The sequence below is a fragment of the Massilia sp. YIM B02763 genome, from assembly GCF_030412015.1.
Classification (GTDB): domain Bacteria; phylum Pseudomonadota; class Gammaproteobacteria; order Burkholderiales; family Burkholderiaceae_D; genus Telluria.
In genome coordinates this window covers 1-24,413 of sequence record NZ_JASNRD010000005.1, presented here as the reverse complement: position 1 = coordinate 24,413, position 24,413 = coordinate 1, and the positions used below count along the sequence as shown (strand labels likewise).

At 65.3% G+C, this 24,413-nt stretch carries 21 protein-coding genes; 10 read left to right on the top strand and 11 right to left on the bottom strand.

Annotation, left to right across the window (positions count from 1 at the left end; translation table 11 throughout):
• Positions 1 to 13 precede the first annotated feature (13 nt).
• From dxs to QPK32_RS09105, 3 genes are read right to left on the bottom strand one after another with little or no spacing between them, the layout of a single operon-like run.
• On the bottom strand, positions 14 to 1,882 hold the full coding sequence (gene dxs, locus QPK32_RS09115) for a 1-deoxy-D-xylulose-5-phosphate synthase (RefSeq protein WP_290412489.1): 1,869 nt from the start codon (positions 1,880 to 1,882) through the stop codon (positions 14 to 16).
• Complete coding sequence (locus tag QPK32_RS09110) at positions 1,883 to 2,779, bottom strand: polyprenyl synthetase family protein (RefSeq protein ID WP_290412488.1); 897 nt, start codon at positions 2,777 to 2,779, stop codon at positions 1,883 to 1,885. It lies immediately after the preceding gene.
• Positions 2,776 to 3,039, bottom strand: coding sequence for an exodeoxyribonuclease VII small subunit (locus tag QPK32_RS09105; protein WP_290412487.1), 264 nt, complete (start codon positions 3,037 to 3,039; stop codon positions 2,776 to 2,778). The genes QPK32_RS09110 and QPK32_RS09105 overlap by 4 nt, the downstream gene beginning before the upstream one ends.
• 475 nt (positions 3,040 to 3,514) lie before the next feature.
• On the opposite strand from QPK32_RS09105, the gene QPK32_RS09100 reads away from it, so the two are divergent.
• The 3 genes from QPK32_RS09100 to QPK32_RS09090 are packed head-to-tail and all read left to right on the top strand — an operon-like array spanning position 3,515 to position 6,418.
• Positions 3,515 to 4,630, top strand: a complete 1,116-nt coding sequence (locus QPK32_RS09100; RefSeq protein WP_290412486.1) for an aromatic ring-hydroxylating dioxygenase subunit alpha — start codon at positions 3,515 to 3,517, stop codon at positions 4,628 to 4,630.
• Positions 4,630 to 5,547, top strand: coding sequence for a DMT family transporter (locus QPK32_RS09095; RefSeq protein ID WP_290412485.1), 918 nt, complete (start codon positions 4,630 to 4,632; stop codon positions 5,545 to 5,547). The genes QPK32_RS09100 and QPK32_RS09095 overlap by 1 nt, the downstream gene beginning before the upstream one ends.
• 13 nt (positions 5,548 to 5,560) lie before the next feature.
• Positions 5,561 to 6,418, top strand: a complete 858-nt coding sequence (locus tag QPK32_RS09090) for a sulfurtransferase (protein ID WP_290412484.1) — start codon at positions 5,561 to 5,563, stop codon at positions 6,416 to 6,418.
• 90 nt (positions 6,419 to 6,508) lie between these two features.
• On the opposite strand, the gene QPK32_RS09085 is transcribed toward QPK32_RS09090, so the two are convergent.
• Both QPK32_RS09085 and QPK32_RS09080 read right to left on the bottom strand, forming a co-directional pair.
• On the bottom strand, positions 6,509 to 6,652 hold the full coding sequence (locus tag QPK32_RS09085) for a hypothetical protein (protein ID WP_290412483.1): 144 nt from the start codon (positions 6,650 to 6,652) through the stop codon (positions 6,509 to 6,511).
• 105 nt (positions 6,653 to 6,757) lie between these two features.
• Positions 6,758 to 7,459: a ZIP family metal transporter gene (locus QPK32_RS09080; RefSeq protein ID WP_290412482.1), complete on the bottom strand. Its 702-nt coding sequence runs from the start codon at positions 7,457 to 7,459 to the stop codon at positions 6,758 to 6,760.
• A 360-nt stretch (positions 7,460 to 7,819) separates the two neighbouring features.
• On the opposite strand from QPK32_RS09080, the gene QPK32_RS09075 reads away from it, so the two are divergent.
• Positions 7,820 to 8,557 carry a PEP-CTERM sorting domain-containing protein gene (locus QPK32_RS09075; RefSeq protein WP_290412481.1) on the top strand — a complete coding sequence of 246 codons (738 nt, stop codon included), beginning with the start codon at positions 7,820 to 7,822 and terminating at the stop codon, positions 8,555 to 8,557.
• A 110-nt stretch (positions 8,558 to 8,667) separates the two neighbouring features.
• Here the strand turns inward: QPK32_RS09075 and polA are convergent, their stop codons facing one another.
• A complete protein-coding gene (polA, locus tag QPK32_RS09070) occupies positions 8,668 to 11,436 on the bottom strand; it encodes a DNA polymerase I (RefSeq protein ID WP_290412480.1) in 2,769 nt (922 codons plus the stop codon).
• 232 nt (positions 11,437 to 11,668) lie between these two features.
• On the opposite strand from polA, the gene QPK32_RS09065 reads away from it, so the two are divergent.
• The 3 genes from QPK32_RS09065 to QPK32_RS09055 are packed head-to-tail and all read left to right on the top strand — an operon-like array spanning position 11,669 to position 13,889.
• The gene (locus QPK32_RS09065) at positions 11,669 to 12,103 is read left to right on the top strand and encodes a hypothetical protein (RefSeq protein WP_290412479.1); all 435 of its coding nucleotides are present in this window, start codon (positions 11,669 to 11,671) and stop codon (positions 12,101 to 12,103) included.
• 59 nt (positions 12,104 to 12,162) lie between these two features.
• Entirely contained in the window at positions 12,163 to 13,122 is a 960-nt protein-coding gene (locus QPK32_RS09060) for a homoserine kinase (RefSeq protein WP_290412478.1), read from the top strand.
• Complete coding sequence (locus QPK32_RS09055; protein WP_290412477.1) at positions 13,119 to 13,889, top strand: BPSS1780 family membrane protein; 771 nt, start codon at positions 13,119 to 13,121, stop codon at positions 13,887 to 13,889. The genes QPK32_RS09060 and QPK32_RS09055 overlap by 4 nt, the downstream gene beginning before the upstream one ends.
• Positions 13,890 to 13,978: 89 nt before the next feature.
• Here the strand turns inward: QPK32_RS09055 and QPK32_RS09050 are convergent, their stop codons facing one another.
• Entirely contained in the window at positions 13,979 to 16,297 is a 2,319-nt protein-coding gene (locus QPK32_RS09050) for a UvrD-helicase domain-containing protein (RefSeq protein ID WP_290412476.1), read from the bottom strand.
• A 190-nt stretch (positions 16,298 to 16,487) separates the two neighbouring features.
• Here QPK32_RS09050 and QPK32_RS09045 point away from each other — a divergent pair, with 190 nt between their 5' ends.
• Together QPK32_RS09045 and QPK32_RS09040 are read left to right on the top strand one after the other, a co-directional pair.
• On the top strand, positions 16,488 to 17,030 hold the full coding sequence (locus tag QPK32_RS09045; protein ID WP_290412475.1) for an SRPBCC family protein: 543 nt from the start codon (positions 16,488 to 16,490) through the stop codon (positions 17,028 to 17,030).
• Positions 17,031 to 17,207: 177 nt separating this feature from the next.
• Positions 17,208 to 17,720 carry a hemerythrin domain-containing protein gene (locus QPK32_RS09040; RefSeq protein WP_290412474.1) on the top strand — a complete coding sequence of 171 codons (513 nt, stop codon included), beginning with the start codon at positions 17,208 to 17,210 and terminating at the stop codon, positions 17,718 to 17,720.
• A 150-nt stretch (positions 17,721 to 17,870) separates the two neighbouring features.
• On the opposite strand, the gene QPK32_RS09035 is transcribed toward QPK32_RS09040, so the two are convergent.
• From QPK32_RS09035 to QPK32_RS09020, 4 genes are all read right to left on the bottom strand, one after another.
• Positions 17,871 to 19,967, bottom strand: a complete 2,097-nt coding sequence (locus QPK32_RS09035) for a M13 family metallopeptidase (RefSeq protein ID WP_290412473.1) — start codon at positions 19,965 to 19,967, stop codon at positions 17,871 to 17,873.
• 249 nt (positions 19,968 to 20,216) lie between these two features.
• Positions 20,217 to 20,723, bottom strand: a complete 507-nt coding sequence (locus QPK32_RS09030) for a porin family protein (RefSeq protein WP_290412472.1) — start codon at positions 20,721 to 20,723, stop codon at positions 20,217 to 20,219.
• 248 nt (positions 20,724 to 20,971) lie between these two features.
• A complete protein-coding gene (locus QPK32_RS09025) occupies positions 20,972 to 21,799 on the bottom strand; it encodes a hypothetical protein (RefSeq protein ID WP_290412471.1) in 828 nt (275 codons plus the stop codon).
• A 197-nt stretch (positions 21,800 to 21,996) separates the two neighbouring features.
• Entirely contained in the window at positions 21,997 to 23,103 is a 1,107-nt protein-coding gene (locus QPK32_RS09020) for an S-(hydroxymethyl)glutathione dehydrogenase/class III alcohol dehydrogenase (RefSeq protein WP_290412470.1), read from the bottom strand.
• A gap of 109 nt (positions 23,104 to 23,212) precedes the next feature.
• Here QPK32_RS09020 and QPK32_RS09015 point away from each other — a divergent pair, with 109 nt between their 5' ends.
• Positions 23,213 to 24,229 (top strand): GlxA family transcriptional regulator, encoded by a 1,017-nt coding sequence (locus tag QPK32_RS09015; RefSeq protein ID WP_290412469.1) that lies wholly within the window; start codon positions 23,213 to 23,215, stop codon positions 24,227 to 24,229.
• The last annotated feature ends 184 nt before the right edge of the window (positions 24,230 to 24,413 follow it).

Sequence of the window (24,413 nt, the reverse complement as noted above, 5' to 3'; positions counted from 1 at the left end):
GATCGGGTTCCCGTCAGGTGTTGTTCACCACCAGCCGCGCGCCCTTGATGCCGAAGCGTTCGCGGATGGACTTGGCGATCCCTGGCGCATCCAGGCCCACGGAGGCCAGCAGCAGCGCCGGATCGCCATGGTCGATGAAGCGGTCCGGCAGGCCCAGGATCAAGAGCGGCTTGACGATGCCTTCGGCGGCCAGCGCCTCGGCCACGGCCGAACCGGCACCGCCCATCGTGCAGCCCTCTTCCACCGTCACCAGGTAGTCGTGCTCCTGCGCCAGGCGCTTGACCAGTTCCACGTCAAGCGGCTTCACGAAGCGCATGTCGGCCACGCTGGCATCCAGCTCGCCGGCGGCGGCCAGGCTCGGCGCCACCATCGAGCCGAAGGCCAGGATCGCGACGCCCTTGCCTTCGCGCTTGACGACGCCCTTGCCGATCTCCACGGTGTTCAGCGCCGTCTCCATGGCCGCGCCGACGCCGGCGCCGCGCGGGTAGCGCACGGCGGCCGGGCCCGGGTAGTGGTAGGCCGTGGTCAGCATGGTGCGGCACTCGTTCTCGTCCGACGGCGCCATCACGACCATGTTCGGGATGCAGCGCAGGTAGGCCAGGTCGTAGTTGCCGGCGTGGGTGGCGCCGTCGGCGCCGACGATGCCGGCGCGGTCCAGCGCGAAGGTCACGTCCAGGTTCTGCAGCGCCACGTCGTGGATCAGCTGGTCGTAGCCGCGCTGCAGGAAGGTCGAATAAATGGCCACGACGGGCTTCATGCCCTCGGTGGCGAGGCCGGCGCCGAAGGTCACCGAATGCTGCTCGGCGATGCCGACGTCGAAGTAGCGCTCCGGGTACTCCTGGTGGAAGCGCACCATGCCGGAACCCTCGCGCATCGCCGGCGTGATGCCGACCAGGCGCTTGTCGGCGGCCGCCATGTCGCACAGCCAGTTGCCGAACACCTCGGTGTAGGTGATCTTGGACGCCTTGGCCGGCTTGATGCCTTCGCTCGGGTTGAACTTGCCGGTGCCGTGGTACAGGATCGGCTCGGCCTCGGCCAGCTTGTAGCCCTGGCCCTTCTTGGTGACCACGTGCAGGAATTGCGGACCCTTGAGCTTCTTGATGTTTTCCAGCGTCGGGATCAGCGAATCGAGGTCGTGGCCGTCGATCGGGCCGATGTAGTTGAAGCCGAATTCCTCGAACATCGTGGCCGGGACCACCATGCCCTTCGCGTGTTCTTCCAGCTTCTTCGCCAGTTCCAGCATGGGGGCCGGCAGCACGGACTTGCCGACGTTCTTGGCGGCCGCGTAGAACTGGCCCGACATCAGGCGCGCGAGGTAGCGGTTCAACGCGCCCACCGGCGGCGAAATGGACATGTCGTTGTCGTTCAGGACCACGAGCAGGTCGCAATCGTCCTCGACGCCCGCATTGTTCAGCGCCTCGAAGGCCATGCCGGCCGTCATGGAGCCGTCGCCGATGACGGCGATCGCCTTGCGCTTCTCGCCCTTGATCCGGGCCGCCTGCGCCATGCCCAGCGCCGCCGAGATCGAGGTCGACGAATGGGCGGTGCCGAAGGTGTCGTACTCGCTCTCGTCGCGCTTGGGGAAGCCGGACAGGCCGCTGTGCTGGCGCAGCGTGGGCATGCGCTCGCGCCGGCCCGTGAGGATCTTGTGCGAGTAGGTCTGGTGGCCGACGTCCCAGACGATGCGGTCGTACGGGGTGTCGAACACGTAGTGCAGCGCGATCGTCAGCTCGACGGTGCCGAGGTTGGACGACAGGTGGCCGCCGGTCTTGGATACCGAGTCGAGCAGGTAGCTGCGCAGTTCGTGGGCCAGCGGGGTGAGCTGGGTACGCGGCAGCTTGCGCAAGTCGGCCGGGTCGTTGATGGTCTCTAGCAGGTTCATTTATGCCTTCCGCTGCACGATCAGGTCGGCCAGTTCGCGCAGCCGCAGTGCTTGTTCTCCGAACGGGGCCAGCGCTTCGTGCGCCTGCCGCCGCAGTTGTTCCGCCAGTGCCTTCGAGGGCTCCAGGCCCAGGATCGACACATAGGTCGGCTTGTTCGCCGCCGCGTCCTTGCCCGCCGTCTTGCCCAGCGTGGCCGAGTCCGCGGTCGCGTCGAGCACGTCGTCGACGACCTGGAACGCGAGGCCGATGGCTTTCGCGTAGGCGCCCAGGGCTTCCAGCTGGGCCGGACCCAGGTCGCTGCCCGCCAGGGCGCCCAGCAGCACCGACACGCGCAGCATGGCGCCCGTCTTGAGCTGGTGCATGCGCTCGAGCTGGTCCAGCGTCAGCGCGACGCCCACGCTGTCCAGGTCGATCGCCTGGCCGCCGCACATGCCGGCCGAACCGGCCGCTTCGGCCAGCAGGCGCAGCATCGTCACCAGGCGCGCCGGCGGCACGTCCGTGGCGCCGGCCAGCACGTCGAAGGCGCGCGCCTGCAGCGCGTCGCCGACCAGCAGCGCGGTCGCTTCGTCGTAGGCGACGTGCACCGTGGGCTTGCCGCGGCGCAGTGCGTCGTCGTCCATGCACGGCATGTCGTCGTGCACGAGCGAATACACGTGGATCATCTCGACGGCGCAGGCGGCGCGCGCGACCGCATCCGCCGGGGCGCCGAACAATTCGCCGCTCGCATGCGCCAGCAGCGGGCGCACGCGCTTGCCGCCGCCCAGCGTCGTGTAGCGCATGGCGTCGTGCAGCTTGGCCGGTTCCTGCGTGGCGGCCGGCAGGAAACGGTCCAGCGCCGCCTCGGTATCGGCCTGCACGGCCTTCATCCAGTCCGCGAAAGGCAGGGAGGCGTTCATTCCTCGCCCCCTTCCGTGCTGAAGGGCTTGAGCATCTCGCCTTCCAGCACCTTCACTTGCGCCTCGACTTTCTCGAGCTGGGCCGCGCAGTAGCGCACCAGTTCGGAACCGCGCGCATACGCGGCGACGGAAGCTTCCAATGGCAATTGCCCACCTTCCATCTGGGTGACGAGTTGGGCCAGTTCGGCCATCGCCTGCTCGAAGTTTTCCGGCGGATTCGCAGCCGCGTCGGTGCTCTCCGCGTTTGTTTTCTTTGGCATAATGTTTTTGATTGATTCGGGGGCATGGCAGTGCGCTTGCAACCGGTGCGCCACATGCCAGTCTAACCGCTTATTGTAAAACAACCCACCCCCGCATGACGGCGCACGTCACGCCATCAACTTGCAAGCAAGGACACATTTTATCGCAAAGCGCCGAGCGCCCTCCTCAAACCATGCCATTCGAACAATTTTTGCGCGCGCCGGCACCACAATCTCGAGCGGGCCCGAGACTAGCGTACCCTTTACGGGCTATAATCTCCGGTTCTGTCTCCGAAAGACCGTATTCTTATCTCACGAAGGGCGTCGAGCAACCGTAGCGAGCGGCCGCAGTATCATCCGAGAAGCGCAGTCGTACCTGAGTACGACGAGCATCGCAGGGTGATAATGCAACGCGCAGTAGGTTGATCGATGCCCTAAATATTGGTTCTCGGATTCTTTCTCTTCTTTTGGTGAATGTGATTAAAGGGGGGTTGGGATGTCCGATCTGGCTACCCACGCCAAGCTGGCGCGTTCGCACGCGCAGCTTCCGGTAAATGTCTACTTCGACGAAGCGCTGCTGCAGCGCGAAATGCAGCAACTGTTTCTCAAGGGGCCCCGCTACGTCGGCCATGAGCTGATGGTGCCCGAAAAGGGCGATTTCGCCACCTTGAAATCGGAGAACGAAGGTCGCATGCTGGTGCGCAACGCGCAAGGCATCGAACTGCTGTCCAACGTCTGCCGCCACCGCCAGGCCCTGATGTTCAATGGCCGCGGCAACAGCAACAACATCGTGTGCCCGCTGCACCGCTGGACCTACGACCTGAAGGGCCAACTGATCGGCGCGCCGCACTTCGCGGACACGCCCTGCCTGAACCTGTCCAAGACCCCGCTGCAAAGCTGGAACGGCCTGCTGTTCGAACAGAACGGCTACAACGTGATGGACAAGCTGCGCACCTTGTCGGTGACGAAGGACCTGGACTTCTCGGGCTATATGTTCGACCACGTCGAGGTGCACGACTGCGACTACAACTGGAAGACCTTCATCGAGGTCTACCTGGAGGACTACCACGTCGAGCCCTTCCACCCGGGCCTGGGCAACTTCGTCAGCTGCGACGACCTGCGCTGGGAGTTCGGTCCGGACTACAGCGTCCAGACCGTGGGCGTGCACCGCGGCCTGCAGAAGTCCGGCTCGCCGGCGTACAAGAAGTGGCAGGAAGCGGTCCTGAAGTTCAACAACGGCCAGGCGCCGAAGTACGGCGCCATCTGGCTGACGCTGTATCCGAACATCATGGTCGAGTGGTATCCGAACGTGCTGGTGGTGTCGACGCTGTGGCCCCTGGGTCCGCAGAAGACCCGCAACGTGGTCGAGTTCTACTATCCGGAAGAGATCGTGCTATTCGAACGCGAATTCGTCGAAGCCGAGCGCGCGGCCTATATGGAGACCTGCGTCGAGGACGACGAGATCGGCCTGCGCATGGATGCCGGCCGCAAGATCCTGATGGAGCGCGGCGTGACCGAGGCGGGCCCCTACCAGTCGCCGATGGAAGACGGCATGCAGCACTTCCACGAGTGGTACCGCGGCAAGTTCGGCGACATTCCGCCGGGAGCCTGATGCCCGCGCTCTGGATGCTGTTCGCCAGCTTCATGTTCGCCGCCATGGGCGCGGGCGTGAAGCTGGCATCCTCCCTCTTCTCGACCTCCGAGATCGTGATGTACCGGGGGATCATCGGCACGCTGCTGCTGTTGCCCGCCATCCGCCTGCAGGGCGGCACCCTCCGCACTCCCTTCCCCAAGGAACACCTGTGGCGCAGCATCGTCGGCGTCGTCTCGCTGTGGCTGTGGTTCTACGCCATCTCCGCCCTGCCGCTGGCGACCGCCGTCACCCTCAACTACATGGCGCCGATCTGGCTGTCCGCCTGGATGCTGGTGTCCGGCTGGTGGAAGGGCAAGGACATTCCCGAATGGCCGCTCGTGCTGGCGGTGGCGATGAGCTTCGTCGGGGTCACGCTGGTGCTGCAGCCGGCCGTGGCGACCAACCAGTGGCTGGGCGGCGTCGTCGCCATCGCCTCGTCGGTGGTCGCCGCGATGGCCTATATGCAGGTGCGCCGGCTCGGCCAGATGGGCGAGCCGGAATACCGCGTGGTGTTCTATTTTTCCGCGACGATGGCGGTGGCCGGCCTGATCGGCGCGCCGTTCGAGAACGGCGTCGCGACGCCGTTCCACGCCGTGACCCCGAAGGGCGCCGCCCTGCTGCTGGCGATCGGCATTCCCGCCCTGCTGGCGCAGATCGCGATGACGCGCGCCTACCGCGTCGGCAAGGTCCTCGTCGTCGCCAACCTGCAGTACACGGGCATCGTCTTCTCCAGCCTGTGGAGCATGTTCCTGTGGGACGACCGCTTCGACTGGCACGTGTGGACGGGCATGGCCGTGATCCTGTGCTCGGGGATGGCGGCGACGTTCTACAATACGAGGCGCACGGCGCGCGGCGCCGTCGTCAAGGATACCGATCCCATCGCCAGCGAAGCCTGAGGAGCCCCCCAGCATGTATACGACCCTGATCGAAGCCGCGGCCCTGGCCGCCCACATCGACGATCCGAAGTGGGTGATCGTCGACTGCCGCCACGACCTCGTCAACCTCGCCGCCGGCCGCGCCGCCTACGACGCCGGCCACATCCCGCACGCCGCCTTCGTCGACATCGAGACCCAGCTCTCGGGCGCCAAGCGCGGCGCCGACGGCGCCTTCCGCGGCCGCCACCCGCTGCCGGAAAAAGAAGCCTTCATCGACCTGCTGCGCGGCCTGGGCGTGGACGACGACAGCCAGGTCGTGGCCTACGATGCCCACGGCGGCATGTTCGCCGCGCGCCTGTGGTGGATGCTGCGCTGGGTCGGCCACGAAGCCGTGACCGTGCTGGACGGCGGCCTGCCGGCCTGGCAGGCGGCGGGACAGCCGCTGGTGATGGAAGCCTCGCCGCCGCGCCCGCGCGGCCGGATTGCGCTGCGCGATCCATTGGTGACGACCGTGGACGTGAACGACATCCTGCACAATGTCGACCGCGGCGGCCGGACGATCGTCGATGCGCGCGCCCCGGACCGTTTCCGCGGCGAGAACGAGACCATCGACCCGGTCGGCGGCCACATCCCGGGCGCGAAGAACCGCTTCTTCAAGGACAACCTGCAGGCGGACGGCCGCTTCAAGACGCCGGAGCAGCTGAGGACGGAATTGCGTGCAGTGGTCGGCGATCCGAAGGATGCCATCATGCAGTGCGGCTCGGGCGTGACGGCCTGCCACAACCTGCTGGCGCTGGAAGTGGCCGGCATGCGGGGCGCCAGCCTGTATCCGGGTTCGTGGAGCGAGTGGAGCGCCGACCCGGCGCGCGCGGTGAAGACCGGCGCGGAGTAACCGTCGCCCCTGCGGAGGCAGGGGCCTAATTTCCGGTATGCGAACAAACTTGGGTCCCTGCCTTCGCAGGGACGACGTGCGTTTATTCAGTCAGCGACTGATCGCATACGGCGCCGGCAGGAAGTCCGCCAGCGAGAACAGCACCACGGACACCAGCAGGAACGCCAATACGTAACCGAAACGCATCGGTTTCTGCCGCAACGCCCCAACCACTCGATCGACCAGCCCGTCCATGCTTGCCTCCGTCTAGGTAACGGCCCCAGCATAGGTTGCAACCAATAAACTTGTCAATCCTGTGGCACAACAGCCACGCAACGCCGGCCCGACAGGCGCCGAGCCTCAGTGTCCGTGCGTCAGGAACAGCACGACGCCCACGCCGACGGCGATCAGGAGTACCTGCGGGATCGATTCGCGCACGGTGGCACGGCGCTGCATCTGCGGCATCAGGTCGCTCACGGCGATGTAGATGAAGCCCGAGGACGCGAACACCAGCACGTACGGAATCAGGTCGCTGGCCTTGTCCAGCGTGTAGTAGCCGAGCAGGCCGCCGGCCACGGCCAGCATGCTGCACAGCAGGTTGAACACATAGGCGCGCACGCGCGAGAAGCCGGCGTTGAGCAGCACGATGAAGTCGCCGATCTCCTGCGGAATCTCGTGGGCGATGATGGCCACGCCCGTGACGATGCCCAGTTCCGGATTGGCGAGAAACGCCGCGGCGATCAGGATGCCGTCCGTGAAGTTGTGCATGCCGTCGCCGATCAGGATCATCCAGCCTGCCTTGCCCGCCTGCAGCGCGTCGTGGCCATGGGCGTGGCGGTGGCCGTCGCCCTCGTGGCAGTGCGAATGGCGCAGCAGCGCCACCTTCTCCAGCAGGAAGAAGGCCAGCAGGCCGCCCAGCAGCGTGGCGAACAGCTTGTGCGGGTCGGCCTTCGACTCGAACGCTTCCGGCAGCGCATGCAGCAGCGACGTCGAGAGCATGATGCCCACCGACAGGCTGACCATGCGCTCGACGACCTTCGACAGCAGGGTAAACGAGAACACCGCGGCGGCCGTGATGCTGACGACGCCGGCCAGGCCGGTGGCCAGCAGGATGGAAATGAGAATCGGGTCGATGTGAAGCCTCTTCTTATGCGTGATGCAGGCACGCCGGGATAGCGGCGCAAACCGGGCATTGTACCTTCCCCGGCGTGAGCTCGTGCAATCGTGCAAGGTCGTGCCGCCCCAGGCAGGGCGCCGCGGCGTTTCCGGCCTGCGGGAATCGACGAAGGCTTGCTATTTTAGCAGCGCTCGCTTGACGCCGGCGTGGGCGCCGCGTCCATGCCCGGCGCGTATTGATGCCACATAAGGCCGGGTCCGCTCCATCTCCTAGAGTGCGTGTCTCACCCACAACCTGGAGAGAACATGAGCATCGACATGAACATGAAGCACATCCTGGCGGCAGCCCTCCTCGCCGGCGGCATCGGCATCGCCGGCACGGCCGGTGCGCAGCAACTGGCCGGCGTGGCCGTCGGCCAGTTGCGCTGGGAATTGGTCGACCTGACGCCGGACGACGGCATCACCCCCTGGATCGGCATGAACAGCTATGCGACCCAGTCGTATGCCAGCGTCTACGACCAGGAAGGCAACGAGATCGACGGTGTGCGCATCGACCGCTACGGCACGACCGGCTTCGACAACGGCTACGCCAGCATGCAGGCGAACGCGCAGCCGGATGCGGCCAACGTGCTGCTGACGGTCCATAGCGGCTACGGCTACGTGAGCGCCAACCGCAGCTTCCGCTTCATCCTGTCGCCGAACACCCAGGTGCATTTTTATGCCGACGCCGACATGTGGGCGACGCCGGAGGCGCCGGGCGTCTCCTGGCCGAACGCGCTGGCCGAGCTGTACGGCTCGCTGCCCGGCTACAACGACGGCGAACGCTTCATGCAAAGCCTCAGGCTGACGGACGGCACGCTGCACGACACGCTGACCGTATCGGCGTCGTCGCAAGGAGAATGGGTGAACGGCTATCTCGCGCTGGATGCCTATGCGGTGGCCGAATCGCATGCGGCGCCGGTGCCGGAGCCGGCGACCTACGGCATGCTGCTCGGTGGTCTCGGCCTGCTGGCGCTGGTGGGACGGCGGCGCCGGATCGGTTGAGTCGACAGTTCGTTGGACGCGTGGACGGCGCAGCCGTCCACCCTACCCTGGTGCAAGCCTCACGGTAGGGTGGACAGCTCGCTGTCCACGCGTTCAACGGGCGCCAACCATCAGTGCGCCTCTTCCCAGTTGCGACCCACGCCCGTCTCCGCGACCAGCGGCACCTTCAGCGTCGCCACGCCCGCCATCAGCTCCGGCAGCTTCGCCTTCACCAGATCGAGTTCCGCCTCCGGCACTTCGAGCACCAGTTCGTCGTGCACCTGCATCACCATGCGCGTGCCCAGGTTTTCCTGCTCGATCCAACCCTGCACGGCGATCATCGCCAGCTTGATCAGGTCGGCGGCCGTGCCCTGCATCGGCGCGTTGATCGCGGCGCGTTCGGCGCCGGCGCGGCGCGGGCCGTTCGGCGAGTTGATCTCCGGTAGCCACAGGCGGCGGCCGAACACCGTCTCGACGAAGCCGCGCTCCTTGGCCGCGAGACGGGTCTCGTCCATGTAGCGCTTCACGCCGGCGAAGCGCTGGAAGTAGCGCTCGATGTAGTTGCCGGCCGCGCCGCGCTCGATGCCCAGGTTCTGGGCCAGGCCGAAGGCGGACATGCCGTAGATCAGGCCGAAGTTGATCACCTTGGCGTAGCGGCGCTGCTCGCTCTGCACCTCGTCGGGTGCCACGTTGAAGATCTCGGCGGCGGTGGCGCGGTGGATGTCCTCGCCAGCCGCGAAGGCGCGCAGCATCGCCTCGTCGCCCGAGATGTGGGCCATGATGCGCAGCTCGATCTGGGAGTAGTCGGCCGACACGATCACGTTGCCCGGCGCGGCGACGAAGGCTTCGCGGATGCGGCGTCCTTCGGCATTGCGCACGGGGATGTTCTGCAGGTTCGGATCGCTCGACGCCAGGCGGCCCGTGATGGCCACGGCCTGCGCATAGTTGGTGTGCACGCGGCCCGTCTTCGGGTTGACCATCTTCGGCAGCTTGTCCGTGTAGGTCGACTTCAGCTTGGACAGGCCGCGGTGCTCCAGCAGCACCTTCGGCAGCGGATAGTCTTCCGCCAGCTTCTGCAGCACCTCTTCGTCCGTGGACGGGGCGCCGGTCGCCGTCTTCTTGATGACGGGCAGCTGCAGCTTGCCGAAGAAGATCTCGCCGATCTGTTTCGGCGAACCGAGGTTGAACGGACCGCCGGCGATTTCATAGGCCTGCTGCTCCAGCGCCATGATGCGCTCGGCCAGCTCGTTCGATTGCACGGCCAGCAGGTCGGCGTCGATCAGCACGCCGTTGCGCTCGATCTTCTGCAGCACGACGGAGGTCGGCAGCTCGATATTGCGGTAGATGTAGTCCAGGCCCTTGTCGCCTTCGACGTAGCCGATCATCTTCTGGTGCAGGCGCAGCGTGATGTCCGAATCCTCGGCCGCGTACTCGGTCGCACGCCCCAGCTCCACCTGGTCGAAGCAGATCTGGTTGACGCCCTTGCCGCACACGTCGACGAACGGGATGGTCGTGTAGCCCAGGTGGCGCAGCGCCATCGTGTCCATGTCGTGCGGCTTGTGCGACTCGAACACATAGGATTGCAGCAGCGTGTCGTGGACGATGCCGCGCAGTTTGACGCCGTGGTTCTCGAAGATGTGGCTGTCGTACTTCAGGTTCTGGCCCAGCTTGGGCTTGTCCGGGTTTTCCAGCCACGGCTTCATGCGCTCGAGGACCATCTCGCGGTCGAGCTGCTCGGGCACGCCGGCATAGCGGTGCGCCAGCGGGATGTAGGCGCCCTTGCCCGCTTCCACGGACAGCGAGATGCCGACCATTTCCGCCGTCATCGGATCGAGCGAGGTGGTCTCGGTGTCGACCGAGGTCAGCGCCGCCGCGTCGATCAGCGCCAGCCATTTTTCCAGCCCTTCCATCGTGGTGACGGTCTCGTACTCGCCCTTGATGATCGGCATGCCTTCCTGCGTGTCGCCCGCGCCTTCCGGCGAATTCAGCGCGACCGGCGCGGCAGCCGGTGCGCCCGGCATGCCGTACTTGGCGGCATTGCCCGGGCCCAGGTCCTTGAGCATGGTCTTGAACCCGTAGCGCTGGAAGAAGTCGCGCAGCGCGTCCCGGTCTTCCGGACGGCCGATCAGCGTTTCCTCGAACGACACCACGTGGGCGGCCAGGTCGCAGTCGGTCTTCACCGTGATCAGTTCGCGGCCCTTCGGCAGCCACTCGAGGGCGGCCTGCAGGTTGGCGCCGACGGCGCCGCCGATCGACGCGGCGTTCTCGATGACGCCGTCCAGCGAACCGTGCAGCGTCAGCCACTTGACCGCGGTCTTCGGGCCGCACTTGGACACGCCCGGGATGTTGTCGACGGTATCGCCGATCAGGGTCAGGTAGTCGATGATGCGGTTCGGCGGCACGCCGAACTTGGCCAGCACGCCCGCCTCGTCGAGCTTTTCGTTGCTCATCGTATTGATCAGCATGACCTTGTCGTTCACGAGCTGGGCCAGGTCCTTGTCGCCGGTCGAGACGACCGTGTTCATGCCGCGCGCGGTGGCCTGCACGGCCAGCGTGCCGATCACGTCGTCGGCCTCGACGCCCTCGACCATCAGGATCGGCCAGCCCAGGTGGCGCACCACCTCGTGGATCGGCTCGATCTGCTTGGCCAGGTCTTCCGGCATCGAGGCGCGCGTGGCCTTGTAGTCCGGGTACATGTGGTCGCGGAAGGTCTTGCCCTTGGCATCGAACACGCAGGCGATGTAGGCGGCCGGGAAGTCGTTGCGCAGGCGGCGCAGCATGTTGACCATGCCGTGCATCGCGCCGGTCGGATAGCCGTCCGGGCTGCGCAGGTCGGGCAGCGCATGGAAGGCGCGATAGAGATAGCTGGAACCGTCGACGAGAAGCAGGGTATTGTCCATGGAGGAAACTTGTTGTTGGTTGGAGCGCCACCACCACCGTGGCGGAAAACGGCACGCCGTGGGTGCACGCCGTGGGTGCAAATATGGTGCGCCATTATCGCAGAATCGAAGAGGGGAAAAGCACGGCAACGGCCTCGTGCCGACCTTGCACCTAAGATGGGGACGCATCGACACTTTTCACAGGACAGCGACGCTGTTTGTTACAATGAACTAAACGACAAAGGTGACCACCATGCTGCGACCAATCTCCCGTTCCGCCCTCCTCGCGCTGTCGCTGGCCTCGCTGGCCGGTTTGGCCGCGGCCCAGCAATCCGGTACGCAATCCGTGCCGAACCAGGCGCCGCCGCGACTCGACCGCATCGAGCCGGGCAGCGACGTGCCGGCGACCACGATCCCGCCGAAACGCGGCACGGAGATCAAGGAAACCCGCGACGGTGGCCAGGTCACCGAAGTCGAAGTGACTGCCGGCGGCAGCCACTACTACATGAAACCGAATACCCAGCCAGGCAACGCGCAGACCAACTCGATCCGCGCGCCGCAGTGGAAAGTGGGCGAATTCGACCTCTCGGGCAAGCGCAAAGCCACGAACGACAGCGCCACCCCGGCCCCGGCCGACGTGCCGCCTCCTCCTCCCATGCCCGCCACCACCGGGTCCGGAGAGAAGTAAACCGTCAACCGGGCGGCCGCCGCGCGCGGCCGCGACAGCGACCCTTTCTTCCTACCACGATGGCAGTATTTACTTCGGTCACACTGGACGACCTGTCCCAGTGGATCAAGCAGTTCCCCCTGGGCCGCGCCCTCGCACTCGACGGCATCTCGAGCGGCATCGAAAACAGCAATTTCTTCCTCACGACGGAACGCGGCGAGTTCGTCCTCACCATCTTCGAAAACCTCGACTTCGAGCAGCTGCCGTTCTACGTGCAGCTGATGCGCCACCTGGCCGAGCGCGGCATCCCCGTGCCGGCGCCCGTGCCGAACGACGCGGGCGAGCTCGTGGTCGCCCTGCACGGCAAGCCGGCCGCCATTGTCAGCAAGCTCGACGGCAGCTCGCAGATGGATCCGCAGCCCGTGCACTGCGCGGAGGTCGGCACGATGCTGGCCAGGATGCACCTGGCCGGCCAGGACTTCGCCCTGCGCCAGCCGAACCTGCGCGGCCTGGACTGGTGGATCGAGACCGTTCCCAAGGTCCTGCCGTCGATGGATGCGGCCACCGGCGCCCTGCTGCAATCGGAACTGGCCTTCCAGCGCGACTTCGCGGCCGGCACCACCTATGCGGACCTGGCCCGCGGCCCCGTGCATGCCGACTTGTTCCGCAATAACGTGATGTTCGTCGGCGAGCACCTGAGCGGCTGCTTCGACTTCTATTTCGCCGGCTGGGATGCCTGGCTGTTCGACCTGGCCGTCACCGTCAACGACTGGTGCATCGACCTGGACACGGGCCGCCTGGACACGGCGCGCGTGCAGGCGTTGACGCGTGCCTACCACGCCGTGCGTCCCTTCACGGACGGCGAACGTGTTGCCTGGCAGCCCATGTTGCGCGCGGCGGCATTGCGCTTCTGGCTCTCGCGCCTGTACGATCTGTATCGACCGCGTGCCGCCGAACTCCTGACGCCGCACGATCCGACCCACTTCGAACGGGTGTTGCGCGAACGCATCGCTGTCCCCGCACCCGACCTGACCGCATGAACAATTTGCCCGCAAGCACCGGCTGGGAATGGCTGAAACAAGGCGGCGCCCTGTTCCGCAAGCAGCCCCTGGCACTGACCATCCTGCTTTTCGCCAACATCCTGTTCAGCATCGGCATGTCCGCCCTGCCGATCCTGGGCCCCGTGCTGGCGATCGTCCTGATCCCCTCGTTCTCGATGGCCTTCATGCGGGCCTGCCTGATGATCGAGAACGGCGACCGGGTCACGCCGGACGTGCTGCTGACGGGCTTCCGCCGGCCGGTGCTGGCGCCGCTGTGCAAGGCGGGCCTGGTCTACCTGGCCGTGTCGCTGGTGCTGATGGTGGTGATGCGCTTCACGATACCGAGCGAATTCCTGCAGCAGATGGCCGCCGCCACGGCCGCGGGCAAGGCGCCGCCCCAGGTCGAGCTGTCGCACCTGCTGCGCATCCTCGGCACCTTCCTGCTCAATACGGTGGTGCTGGTGACGCTGTGCTTCGTGGCGCCGCTGACCTACTGGAAGCACATGGGGCCGGGCAAGGCCACCTTCTACAGCTTCTTCGCCGTGCTGCGCGCGGCCGGGCCGTTCATCGTGATGCTGGCCTCGTGGTTCGCCATCTTCTTCGGCGTGCTGATCGTCGTGGCCCTGATCTTCGGCGACGCGGCAGCCGGCCGCGCGGTGATCATGTGGCTGATCTTCCTGTTCGTGCTGCTGCTGCAGTGCGCGATGTACGCGGGATACACGACCATCTTCGGCAAGCCGCTCGACAAAGGTCCCGTCGCGGCCTGATCGGAGCAGCTTGAACGCGTGGACAGCAAGCTGTCCACCCTACGGATGCGTTACAGGTAGGGTGGACGGCTCGCCGTCCACGCGTCCAACTATCGCCCCACCCGCTCCAATTTGGCCACGGACAGATCGAGCACCTTCATCCCCGCCGCCCCGAAATTGATCTGGGCGCGCGCATTGGTACCGCCGCCCTCGATATTCACGATCACGCCCTCGCCGAAGCGGGCATGGCTGACCGACTCGCCGATACGCCAGCCGGTGCCGTTGGCATTGCTGGACTTCTGCGTGATCTGCTTGGCGATCTGGTTGTCGACGCCGCCTTCGCGGAAATTGGCGTCGTCCCAGGCCGTGGTCGACTTGCGGCCGGCGAACCAGTTGGTCTGCACGCGCGGGGTCAGCCACTTCAGCGCTTCTTCCGGCAGCTCGTCGAAGAAGCGCGACTTCATGTTGAAGCGGGTCTGGCCGTGCAGCATGCGCTGCTGGGTAAAGCTCATGTACAGGCGCTTGCGCGCGCGCGTGATCGCGACGTACATCAGCCGGCGTTCCTCGTCCACGCCATCCATCTCGCGCGAGCTGCTCTCGTGCGGGAACAGGCCCTCTTCCAGGCCCGTGATGAACACGGCGTCGAATTCCAGGCCCTTGGCCGAGTGCACCGTCATGAGCTGCATCGCGTCCTGGCCGGCCTGGGCCTGGGCATCGCCCGCTTCCAATGAAGCGTGCGACAGGAAAGCCGACAGCGGCGACATCACGGTGGACAGCGGCGCATCCGCATCCAGCAGTTCGACGCCGTCCGCCATCACGATGGCCTCGCCGCTGGTCGCGGCTGCCTGCGGGCCCAGGTGCGCCGGCGTATTCACGCCGAAGCCCTCTTCCTGCACGAACTGGGTGGCGGCGCCGACCATCTGCTGCAAGTTCTCGATGCGCTCCTGGCCTTCCTTCTCGGTCTCGTAGTGCGCCAGCAGGCCGCTGCGTTCCAGCACCACGCGCACCATTTCCGGCAGCGGCAGCTGCTGGGTCTCGAAGCGCGCGCTTTCGATCAGTTTCACGAAATTGCCGAGCGAGGAACCGGCCTTGCCCGTCATGTGCGGGACGGCCGCGTACAGCGACACGCGGTAGCTCTCGGCCGCCATCTGCAACTGCTCGAGCGAGCGCGCGCCGATGCCGCGGGTGGGGAAGTTCACCACGCGCAGGAATGCCGAGTCGTTGTGCGGGTTGTCCATCAGCTGCAGGTAGGCGATGGCGTGCTTGACCTCGGCGCGCTGGAAGTAGCGCAGGCCGCCGTACACGGTGTACGGCAGGCCGGCCGCGAACAGCGCGTGCTCCAGCACGCGGCTCTGGGCATTGGAGCGGTACAGCACGGCGATCTCGCTGCGCGGCATGCCCTCGGCCATCAGGCTCTTGGCTTCGTCGACGATCCACTGCGCCTCTTCCAGGTCGGACGAGGCTTCGTACACGCGCACCTGCTCGCCCTGGCCCGCATCCGTGCGCAGGTTCTTGCCGAGGCGCTTGGCATTGTTGGAAATGAGGACGTTGGCGCTGTCGAGGATGTGGCCGTGCGAGCGGTAGTTCTGCTCCAGCTTGATCAGGTTCTTGACTTCGAAGTCGTGCTCGAAGGCCTGCATATTGCCCACGTTGGCGCCGCGGAAGGCATAGATGCTCTGGTCGTCGTCGCCCACGGCGAAGATGGCGCCGCCGGCCGGCTCGTTGTAGCCGGCCAGCAGCTTGAGCAGGTTGTACTGCAGGTCGTTGGTATCCTGGAACTCGTCGACGAGGATGTGGCGGAAGCGCATCTGGTAATGCTGGCGCAGCGGGTGGTTGCGCTGCAGCAGCTCGTAGGCGCGCAGCAGCAGTTCCGCGAAATCGACGACGCCTTCGCGCTGGCATTGCTGGTCGTACTGCTCGTACAGCTCGACCATGCGCTTCTGCACGTGGTCGTAGGCTTCCACGTCGTGGGCGCGCTGGCCGTTGTCCTTGGCGTTGTTGATGAAATACATCAGGTCCTTCGCCGGGAACTTTTCCGTATCGACGTTCAGCGCCTTCAGCATGCGCTTGATCATCGACAACTGGTCCTGCGAATCCATGATCTGGAACGAGGCCGGCAGCGCGGCGTCGCGGTGGTGCGTGCGCAGCAGGCGGTTGCACAGGCCGTGGAAGGTGCCGATCCACATCGCGCGCGTATTGATCGGCAGCATCGTCGACAGGCGGGCCAGCATTTCCTTGGCCGCCTTGTTAGTGAACGTCACGGCCATGATGCCAGCCGGGGACACCTGTCCCGTCTGGATCAGCCAGGCGATGCGGGTCGTCAGGACGCGGGTCTTGCCGGATCCGGCACCGGCCAGGATCAGGGCACTCTGGGACGGCAGCGTGACGGCCGCAAGCTGTTCGGGATTCAGGTTGTCGAGGAGATTCATCTGGCCATTATACCGTCGGGGGCGGCGCGCAACAGGCACCCGGGAGCAATTTTACTGTTTATCTATACAGTATCGCAACAGCCGCGTGCGTGTTCAATAAATTATTCCAACGCGGAAAATAAGGCATGGTGGCGACATGAAAAAGACAATTGACGTAATTTAGGTGCAGATCCACCAACAGGAGAAAAGCATGCTGAATCGCGTAGTGACCGTGGCCGCTCTGGCCGTCGGCGGCATGATGCTGTCGAAAAAATTCAAGAACAAGGCGTCGGGCATGGACTCGGGCATCATCGAAGCCATCGAGGTCAATGTGCCGGTGCGTACCGCGTACAACCAATGGACCCAGTTCGAGGACTTCCCGCAGTTCATGGCCAGCGTGAAGGAAATCCGCCAGCTGGACGACAAGCATTTGCACTGGAAAGCAAACGTCGCCGGCGAAGACAAGGAATGGGACGTCGAAATCACCGAGCAGATCCCGGACGAGCGCATCGCCTGGCGCAGCACCAGCGGCGTGCCGAACGGCGGCGTGGTGACCTTCCACAAGATCGCCGACAACGTCACGCGGGTGGTCCTGCAGATGGATTACCAGCCGGAAGGCGCGCTGGAACAGATCGGCGACGCCTTCGGCGCCGTCCGCCTGGAAACGCGCGGCAACCTGCAGAAGTTCAAGGACATGCTCGAAGCGCGCGGCAAGGAAACGGGCGGCTGGCGCGGCAGCATCTCGCAGCACTGAGATCGCCGGTCTCGCAGGAACGCCGCCACGTGCGGCGTTTTTTGTTGTATGGCGGCGGATATTTTGGCCGGGGTCGGCACTTCCGTCACCGAACTAACAGAAGCGGCCTCGGCGCTGGGAGTAGCATGGATTGGCGGCATATCGCGGATGTGCCGGCCACATTCCCTGGAGAATCCCATGCCCACGAACACCGATCCGACTCGCCGGATGACGCAAGACGCGTTTTCGGACGAGCACCCGGTCAAGACTTTGCTGCGCGACCACAACCTGGTGCGCAAGCTCGCCGACCACTACCTGAACGACCATAGCGAGGGCGCCAGGAAACAAGCCGCCACCCAGCTGGTGCAGGCCGTGCACAACCTGGAACGGCTGAAGGAAACCGTGTTCTACCCGGCCGTGCGGCGCGTCGCGCCGAACCTGGTCGCCCACCTGGAAGAGGAAAGCCTGGACGTCGACGACGTGCTGGCCGCCTTGAGCGGCATGGCGCTGGACGACGCGCGCGCCGCGCCGCTGCTGCGCGAGCTGATCGACGCCGTGCTGAACCACATGCGCGACGAGGAAACCCAGCTGTTCCCGATGCTGCGCCACGCGGCGCTGGACCTGGCGCCGATCGGGCTGGAGATGCGCTCGTTCGAGGCGAACCTGGTGCACATGCAGGCGCGGCGCAGCGATCGCATGAATCGTCACTGACGCCGATCGACGTCGTCCCTGCGAAGGCAGGGACCCATGCTGATTCACCGAAGTCAGTACGTTGGAACATCCAACAGTCTTTCCTGGTTACCGAATTCTGATGTTCAGTATGGCTCCCTGCCTTCGCAGGGACGACGGTAGTTCACCGAATTACCACACCCTGCACTGCTTCGCCTTCTCCTTCACCATCGGCTGCCCCGGCTTGCACTGGAACGCCTGCTGGAACTGCGGCATGTTCACCACCAGGCCATTCACGCGGTAGCGTCCCGGCGAGTGCGGATCCGTCAGCGCGCTCACACGCAGGTTTTCCGGACGGTCGTTTTCGCAGGCCCACTGCGCATTGCCGACGAAGAAGCGCTGCTCCGGCGTCAAGCCGTCGCGCAGTGCCGGCTGCGCCTTCTGCGGCATGCTGGCCATTTCGTTCTGCCACGCCATCCAGCCCAGGATCAGGCCGCCCAGGTCGGCGACGTCCTCGCCCAGCGTCAGCTTGCTGTTGATCTTGATGTCGTCCACCACCGTGTACTGGGCGTACTGGTCGACGATGCACTGGGCCCGTTCCTCGAAGGCTTTCGCGTCCTTCCTGGTCCACCAGTCCTTCAAATTCCCGTTGGCGTCGAACTGGCGGCCTTCGTCGTCGAAGGCGTGGGTCAGCTCGTGGCCGATGGTGCCGCCCGTGTTGCCGTAGTTGGGCGCATCGTCCATCTTCGGATCGAACAGCGGCGGCTGCAGCACGCCGGCCGGGAAGTTGATGTCGTTCATCTGCGGATTGAAGTAGGCGTTCACCGTCGGCGGCGTCATGCCCCATTCGCTGCGGTCGAGCGGCTTGCCGATCTTGGCCAGGTCGCGGCGCATCTCGAACTGGTTGCCGCGCTCGACGTTGCCGGCGAAGTCGCCCGGCTTGACGGTATAGCTGGAATAATCGCGCCACTTGTCCGGATAGCCGATCTTGTTGACGATGGCGGCCAGCTTTTCCTGGGCCTTGGCCTTGGTCTCGGCGCTCATCCAGTCGAGTTCGTCGATGTCCTTCTTCATCGCCTCCTCGATCTGGCGCGTCATGTGCAGCGCCTTTTCCTTCAACTGCGGCGAGAACGCGCGGCCGACGAATTCCTGGCCCAGCGCCTCGCCCAGCTGCTGGTCGACCAGCGCCACGCAGCGCTTCCAGCGCGGTTGCTGCTGCTGCACGCCGCGCAGCGTCTTGCTGTAGAAGTCGAAGTGCTCCTGGTCGAAATTCGACGACAGGCGCGAGGACATATTGCGCGCCACGTGCCAGCGCAGGTAGGTGCGGGTGGCGTCGATGTCGCTCGTCTTCCACAGCTTGGCCAGCGCCTTGAAGAAGGCCGGCTCGGTGACGTTGAAGCTGGCCTGGCCTCCCTGGCCGATGCCGTCCAGGTAGGCGTTCCAGTCGAAGCCCGGGGTCAGCGCTTGCAAGCCCTTGGCATCGACCTTGTGGAACAGTTTGTACGGATCGCGCTTGTCGACGGTCGACAGCGAGGCCTTGGCCAGCGCCGTCTCCATCGCCATCACGCGCGCGGCGTTCTTCTGCGCCTGGGCCGGGGCGTCGCCCAGCAGCTTGAAGGTGTTGGCGATGTGGGCCACGTACTTGGCGCGCACCTCCTTCGATTTGGCGTCCGTCTTGAAGTAGGACTCGCGGTCCGGCAGGCCCAGGCCGCCGGCGAAGGCGAACGCGATCACCTTCGAGGAATCGGCGAAGTCCTGGCTCGACGAGAAGCCGAAGAACAGGCCGCCGTCGGCCAGCGCCAGGTGCAGGCTGGCCAGCGCCTGCGGCAGGTCGCGCTGCGAGCGGATCGCGGCGATGCGGTCGAGATACGGTTTCAGCGGCGCGGCGCCGCGCGCCTCGATGGTGCGCTCGTCCATGCAGGCGCCGAAGTAGTCGCCGATCTTCTGCTGGTTGGCGCTGCGGCCGTCCTGGCGCTGGGACAGGTCTTCCAGGATGCCCCACAGGTAGCGGCGGTTTTCCTGGGCCAGCTTGCCGTACACGGACCAGCGCGCCTGGTCGGCCGGGATCGGGTTGTTCTTCATCCAGCCGCCGCAGGCGTACTGGTAGAAGTCGACGCACGGGTCGGCCGTGCGGTCCATCGCGTTCACGTCCAGGCCGGGCGTGTACGGGAACGACGTGGCCGGACGCTCGGCCGCAGCGGAAGCGGGGGCGGCGTCCTGGGCGGATGCCGGGGCGGCGGCGAAGGTCGGGAGGAGTGCGAGGAGAAGTGCTAGGCGGACTGGGCGCATCGCAGGAATTCCAGGAAAAGGTTATCAAGCACGCAAGGTGCGGGCGGCCATGCTCTCATACTTCGAATTACGCGGCAATATTTATTGCCGATTAATTCTATCCAATTATCACGAATTAAAAAATTAATTAAAAATAAAAAATGCGGCATGTATTTCCTTATCGAGGAATACATGCCGCATTCGGCATCCGGCAATCACCTGCGCACCATCCGGAGATTCAAGCGCGCATGATCGCGAGATAATCTGCGCTTAGAACTTGAAGACGACGCCGACGCTATAGTTGGTGGTATCGCTTGCCGGTTTCTGCACTTCGACACGGCCCGAGATGGCCGGGGTGAAGTTGTAGTTCAGGCCGATACCGTACAGGACCTTGTCGGTGTCTTCGCCGTACGAGTAGTTACCGTACGATGCTTCGGCGCGCAGCTTGTTCCAGCCCAGGCGGCCGTAGATGTCCAGCTGCGGGTTCAGCGGGTAGAAGCCCAGGACCGACACGTGGGTCTGCTTGGCCTTCAGGTCGACCGAGGCGCCGCCGTAGAAATCGACGTCGTACTTGCCCAGCTGGCGGTAGCCGGCTTCGATGGCGACGTACTGGTTGAAGCCGTAGCCGATGAAGCCGCCGAAGCTGCCCTTGGTGTCCAGGTCGTCGATCTTGGTGGCACCGCCGTCGATACCGGCGTAGAAGGCGGTCGGGGCTGCTGCGAACGAGGAGGATGCCAGCAGGGTCAGTGCCGCTGCTGCTGCGATTTTCTTGAACATGGTATTCCGATCTGTGGTTAATCTATTTTTATAAATAATTGAAAAAGGCGTTTTCAATTACCGGCGCGGATTATACAAGATCGATTTTGAATTTGCACGACACTGGTGCAATCGTGTGCTTTTTTGTATACGTTTTCGGATAAGGATCCGCATTTAATATGTGCATATAATCCGACCCCATCGGACGATAAAAACAAAAGGGACCTGCGACGATCCGCATGTCCCTTTCGATGGAAAAATAAAATCGCTCAGCCCTGCGGCGCAGGCATTGCCAGCCCCCTGGCCATGGCATCGCGGATCAGGGCGCGCACCGCCTTGTCGGCGCGCTTGCTTTCCTGGTCCATCTGCTTGCCCAGCGCACCCATCCGTTTGCCGAGCTCGTCCATCGGCTTGCCCGCCTCGTCCATGCGCAGGCTGACCTGGCGCATCGACCGTTCGGCGTCGCGCTGGGCGTCGGATTGCGCGGCGGCGCCGATCTCCGCGCCGAGCCGGGACATGTCGCCCTGCAGCTCGGCCATGCGGCCCTGCAGGCGCACCCGCTCGCCGGCGTCGGCACGCGCCATGTCGCGGCCCACCTGCTCCATTTCGCGGCCGACCCTGGACATGCGCCGTTCGATGTCCCGGATGCGGCGCTCGTCCGGCCGCACCTTGCCGGCGGTCCGGTCCATTTCCCGGCCCAGCGCATCCATCGCCTTGCCGTGGCGGTCCATTTCCCGGCCATACGTATCCATCTGCTTGCCCAGGCGCTCGACCGGTTCCCAGGCCGCGCGCACGTTCGCCAGCGTCGCCTCGTCCTGGATCACCCAGGCCTTGCCGCCCTCGCGCACCCACAGGAATTCCCGGTCGCCCATCTGCTTGCGCACCGCCTTCAGCCTGCGCCAGTCGTCGGCTTCGCCCGTGATCGTCATGCCGCGCTCGTTCGCGCCGACCAGCGCATAGCTGTCCACCGCGCCAGGCTGCTGGACGGCTTGGGCCGCATGGGTGCTCCCCACCAGCGCCAGGCCCAGGTACAGGCCGGCCAGGATGCGGTTGAGCGGTGCGGCGCGGCGGCGCGCGTTCGATGTCTGCTGGACCATGGGTTCCTCCTGCGTCGTGGGTTGTAAGGACAGGACCATCATGGACGTGCGTCACTCGCGCGGCCAGCTGGCTGCGACGAACTGCGGGATCGGCGGAACAGGCGGAAAAATCGGGGGAAGAAGCGGGGGAAGGACTGCCGCCATGCATACAGGCGGCAGCGGAGCGACCGGCCGGGCGGCCGGTCGCGCAAGAAGGATCAGTACACCACGACGGAACGGATCGATTCGCCCGACTTCATCAGGTCGAAGCCTTCGTTGATGCGATCGAGCGGCAGATGGTGGGTGATCAGGTCGTCGATATTGATCTTGTTTTCCATGTACCAGTCGACGATCTTCGGCACGTCGGTGCGGCCGCGGGCGCCGCCGAATGCGGAACCCTTCCATTCGCGGCCCGTCACCAGCTGGAACGGACGGGTCGAGATTTCCGCGCCCGCTTCCGCCACGCCGATGATGATCGACTGGCCCCAGCCCTTGTGGCAGCACTCCAGCGCCTGGCGCATGGTGGTGGTGTTGCCGATGCACTCGAACGAGTAGTCGGCGCCGCCGTCGGTCAGCTGGACGATCGCGTCGACCACGTTGCCGACGTCCTTCGGATTGACGAAGTGGGTCATGCCGAACTTGCGCGCCATGGCTTCGCGCTCCGGGTTGATGTCCACGCCGATGATCTTGTCGGCGCCGACCATCCTGGCCGCCTGGATCACGTTCAGGCCGATGCCGCCCAGGCCGAACACGACCACGTTGGCGCCCGCTTCCACCTTGGCCGTGAAGATCACGGCGCCGATGCCGGTGGTCACGCCGCAGCCGATGTAGCAGATCTTGTCGAACGGCGCGTCGCTGCGCACCTTCGCCACGGCGATTTCCGGCACCACGATGTAGTTCGAGAAGGTCGACGTGCCCATGTAGTGGTAGATCGGCTTGCCGTCCAGCGAAAAACGGGAAGTCGCATCGGGCATCAGGCCGCGGCCCTGCGTCGAGCGGATCGCCTGGCACAGGTTGGTCTTCTGCGACAGGCAGAATTTGCACTGGCGGCATTCCGGCGTGTACAGGGGGATCACATGGTCGTCCTTGCGCAGGCTCGTCACGCCCGGGCCCACGTCGACGACGACGCCGGCGCCCTCGTGGCCCAGGATCGCCGGAAAGATGCCTTCCGGATCGGCGCCGGACAGCGTGTAGTAATCGGTGTGGCAGATGCCGGTGGCCTTGACCTCGATCAACACCTCGCCCGCCTTCGGACCTTCGAGTTCGACTTCTTCGATCGTCAGCGGCTTACCCGCTGCCCACGCAATCGCTGCCTTGGTTTTCATGTGGAATCTTCCTGACTGGTTGTGCAATCCCGCCATTATCCGCACAAGCCCGGTCGCGGCCAAGGGGCGCTTCGCTCCATGTCCGGAATTGGTGTGATAATGACTGGATATGTCAGCAGCAACCACCTCCCCCCGTCCCGCGACGGCCATCGACATCATCGTGTATCCCGGCTTCAAGGCGATGGAAGCGATCGGGCCGATGTCCGTCTTCGAATACGCCAACGTGCACCTGCGCCGCGACGGCAAGCCCGACGGCTACGACGTGCGCATCGCCGCCATGCGGACGGGCCACGTGCCGTCCGATACCCTGATGAGCCTGCATGCGACCAAGGCGCTGGACCCGCTGGCGCTGCCGCACACGGCCATCGTCGTCGGCGCGCGCGACATCCACGGCGCGCTGGCCGAGGGCGGCGCCATCGTCGACTGGGTGGCGCGCGCGGCGCCGCGCCTGCCGCGCCTGGCCGCCCTGTGCTCGGGCGCCTTCTTCCTCGGCGCCGCCGGCGTCCTCGACGGCAAGGCCGCGACGACGCACTGGAGCGTGGCCGAGCGCCTGCAGCGCGACCATCCGGACATTGCCGTCGATGCCGACGCCATTTTCGTGCGTGCCGGGAATCTGTGGACCTCGGCCGGCGTGACGGCGGGCATCGACCTGGCGCTGGCCCTCGTCGAGGAGGATTTCGGCAAGGAGCTGGCGCTGCAGGTGGCCACCGACATGGTCGTGTACCTGAAGCGTCCCGGCGGGCAATCGCAGTTCAGCGCCCACCTGCTGAGCGAGCGCACGGCGCGGCCCGGCATCCGCGCCATCCAGAAGTGGATCCTCGATAACCTGCACGAGCGCCTGTCCGTGGCCCAGCTGGCGCAAAAGGCGATGATGAGCGAACGCCACTTCGCCCGCCTGTTCCTGCAGGAGGTAGGCCTGAGCACCCAGGAATTCATCGCGGCCTGCCGCTTCGAACGGGCGCGCCAGCTGCTGGCAGACGTGGGGCTGCCGCTCAAGACGGTGGCGGCGCGCGCGGGCTTCAATGGGGAGGCGCAGATGCGGCGCGCGTTCCAGAAACGGATGGGGATTGCGCCGACCTTGTACCGGGAGCGGTTTGCGACGACGGGGGTGGCCGCCGACAGATGAGCCGTCGCCCCTGCGCAGGCGTGCGTTGCGTTAGGGCATGTCTGGCTGTTTGCAGACAGTTGAGACCATTGATTCGGCAACGCTAGTACGTCGTCCCGGCGAAGGCCGGGACCCAAGTTTGCGCGTGTGGCGGCGCAACGAACTTGGGCCCCTGCCTGTGAACTGACCCAGGTTTGTTAGACGG

Bases quoted from the DNA above. Each gene is read 5' to 3' on its own strand.
- QPK32_RS09100 (WP_290412486.1), top strand. From the start codon at position 3,515: ATGTCCGATCTGGCTACCCACGCCAAGCTGGCGCGTTCGCACGCGCAG.
- QPK32_RS09090 (WP_290412484.1), top strand. From the start codon at position 5,561: ATGTATACGACCCTGATCGAAGCCGCGGCCCTGGCCGCCCACATCGAC.
- QPK32_RS09085 (WP_290412483.1), bottom strand. From the start codon at position 6,652: ATGGACGGGCTGGTCGATCGAGTGGTTGGGGCGTTGCGGCAGAAACCG.
- QPK32_RS09110 (WP_290412488.1), bottom strand. From the start codon at position 2,779: ATGAACGCCTCCCTGCCTTTCGCGGACTGGATGAAGGCCGTGCAGGCC.
- polA (WP_290412480.1), bottom strand. From the start codon at position 11,436: ATGGACAATACCCTGCTTCTCGTCGACGGTTCCAGCTATCTCTATCGC.
- QPK32_RS09065 (WP_290412479.1), top strand. From the start codon at position 11,669: ATGCTGCGACCAATCTCCCGTTCCGCCCTCCTCGCGCTGTCGCTGGCC.
- QPK32_RS09095 (WP_290412485.1), top strand. From the start codon at position 4,630: ATGCCCGCGCTCTGGATGCTGTTCGCCAGCTTCATGTTCGCCGCCATG.
- QPK32_RS09105 (WP_290412487.1), bottom strand. From the start codon at position 3,039: ATGCCAAAGAAAACAAACGCGGAGAGCACCGACGCGGCTGCGAATCCG.
- QPK32_RS09020 (WP_290412470.1), bottom strand. From the start codon at position 23,103: ATGAAAACCAAGGCAGCGATTGCGTGGGCAGCGGGTAAGCCGCTGACG.
- QPK32_RS09035 (WP_290412473.1), bottom strand. From the start codon at position 19,967: ATGCGCCCAGTCCGCCTAGCACTTCTCCTCGCACTCCTCCCGACCTTC.
- QPK32_RS09040 (WP_290412474.1), top strand. From the start codon at position 17,208: ATGCCCACGAACACCGATCCGACTCGCCGGATGACGCAAGACGCGTTT.
- QPK32_RS09030 (WP_290412472.1), bottom strand. From the start codon at position 20,723: ATGTTCAAGAAAATCGCAGCAGCAGCGGCACTGACCCTGCTGGCATCC.
- QPK32_RS09050 (WP_290412476.1), bottom strand. From the start codon at position 16,297: ATGAATCTCCTCGACAACCTGAATCCCGAACAGCTTGCGGCCGTCACG.
- QPK32_RS09055 (WP_290412477.1), top strand. From the start codon at position 13,119: ATGAACAATTTGCCCGCAAGCACCGGCTGGGAATGGCTGAAACAAGGC.
- QPK32_RS09045 (WP_290412475.1), top strand. From the start codon at position 16,488: ATGCTGAATCGCGTAGTGACCGTGGCCGCTCTGGCCGTCGGCGGCATG.
- QPK32_RS09060 (WP_290412478.1), top strand. From the start codon at position 12,163: ATGGCAGTATTTACTTCGGTCACACTGGACGACCTGTCCCAGTGGATC.
- QPK32_RS09075 (WP_290412481.1), top strand. From the start codon at position 7,820: ATGAGCATCGACATGAACATGAAGCACATCCTGGCGGCAGCCCTCCTC.
- QPK32_RS09025 (WP_290412471.1), bottom strand. From the start codon at position 21,799: ATGGTCCAGCAGACATCGAACGCGCGCCGCCGCGCCGCACCGCTCAAC.
- dxs (WP_290412489.1), bottom strand. From the start codon at position 1,882: ATGAACCTGCTAGAGACCATCAACGACCCGGCCGACTTGCGCAAGCTG.
- QPK32_RS09015 (WP_290412469.1), top strand. From the start codon at position 23,213: ATGTCAGCAGCAACCACCTCCCCCCGTCCCGCGACGGCCATCGACATC.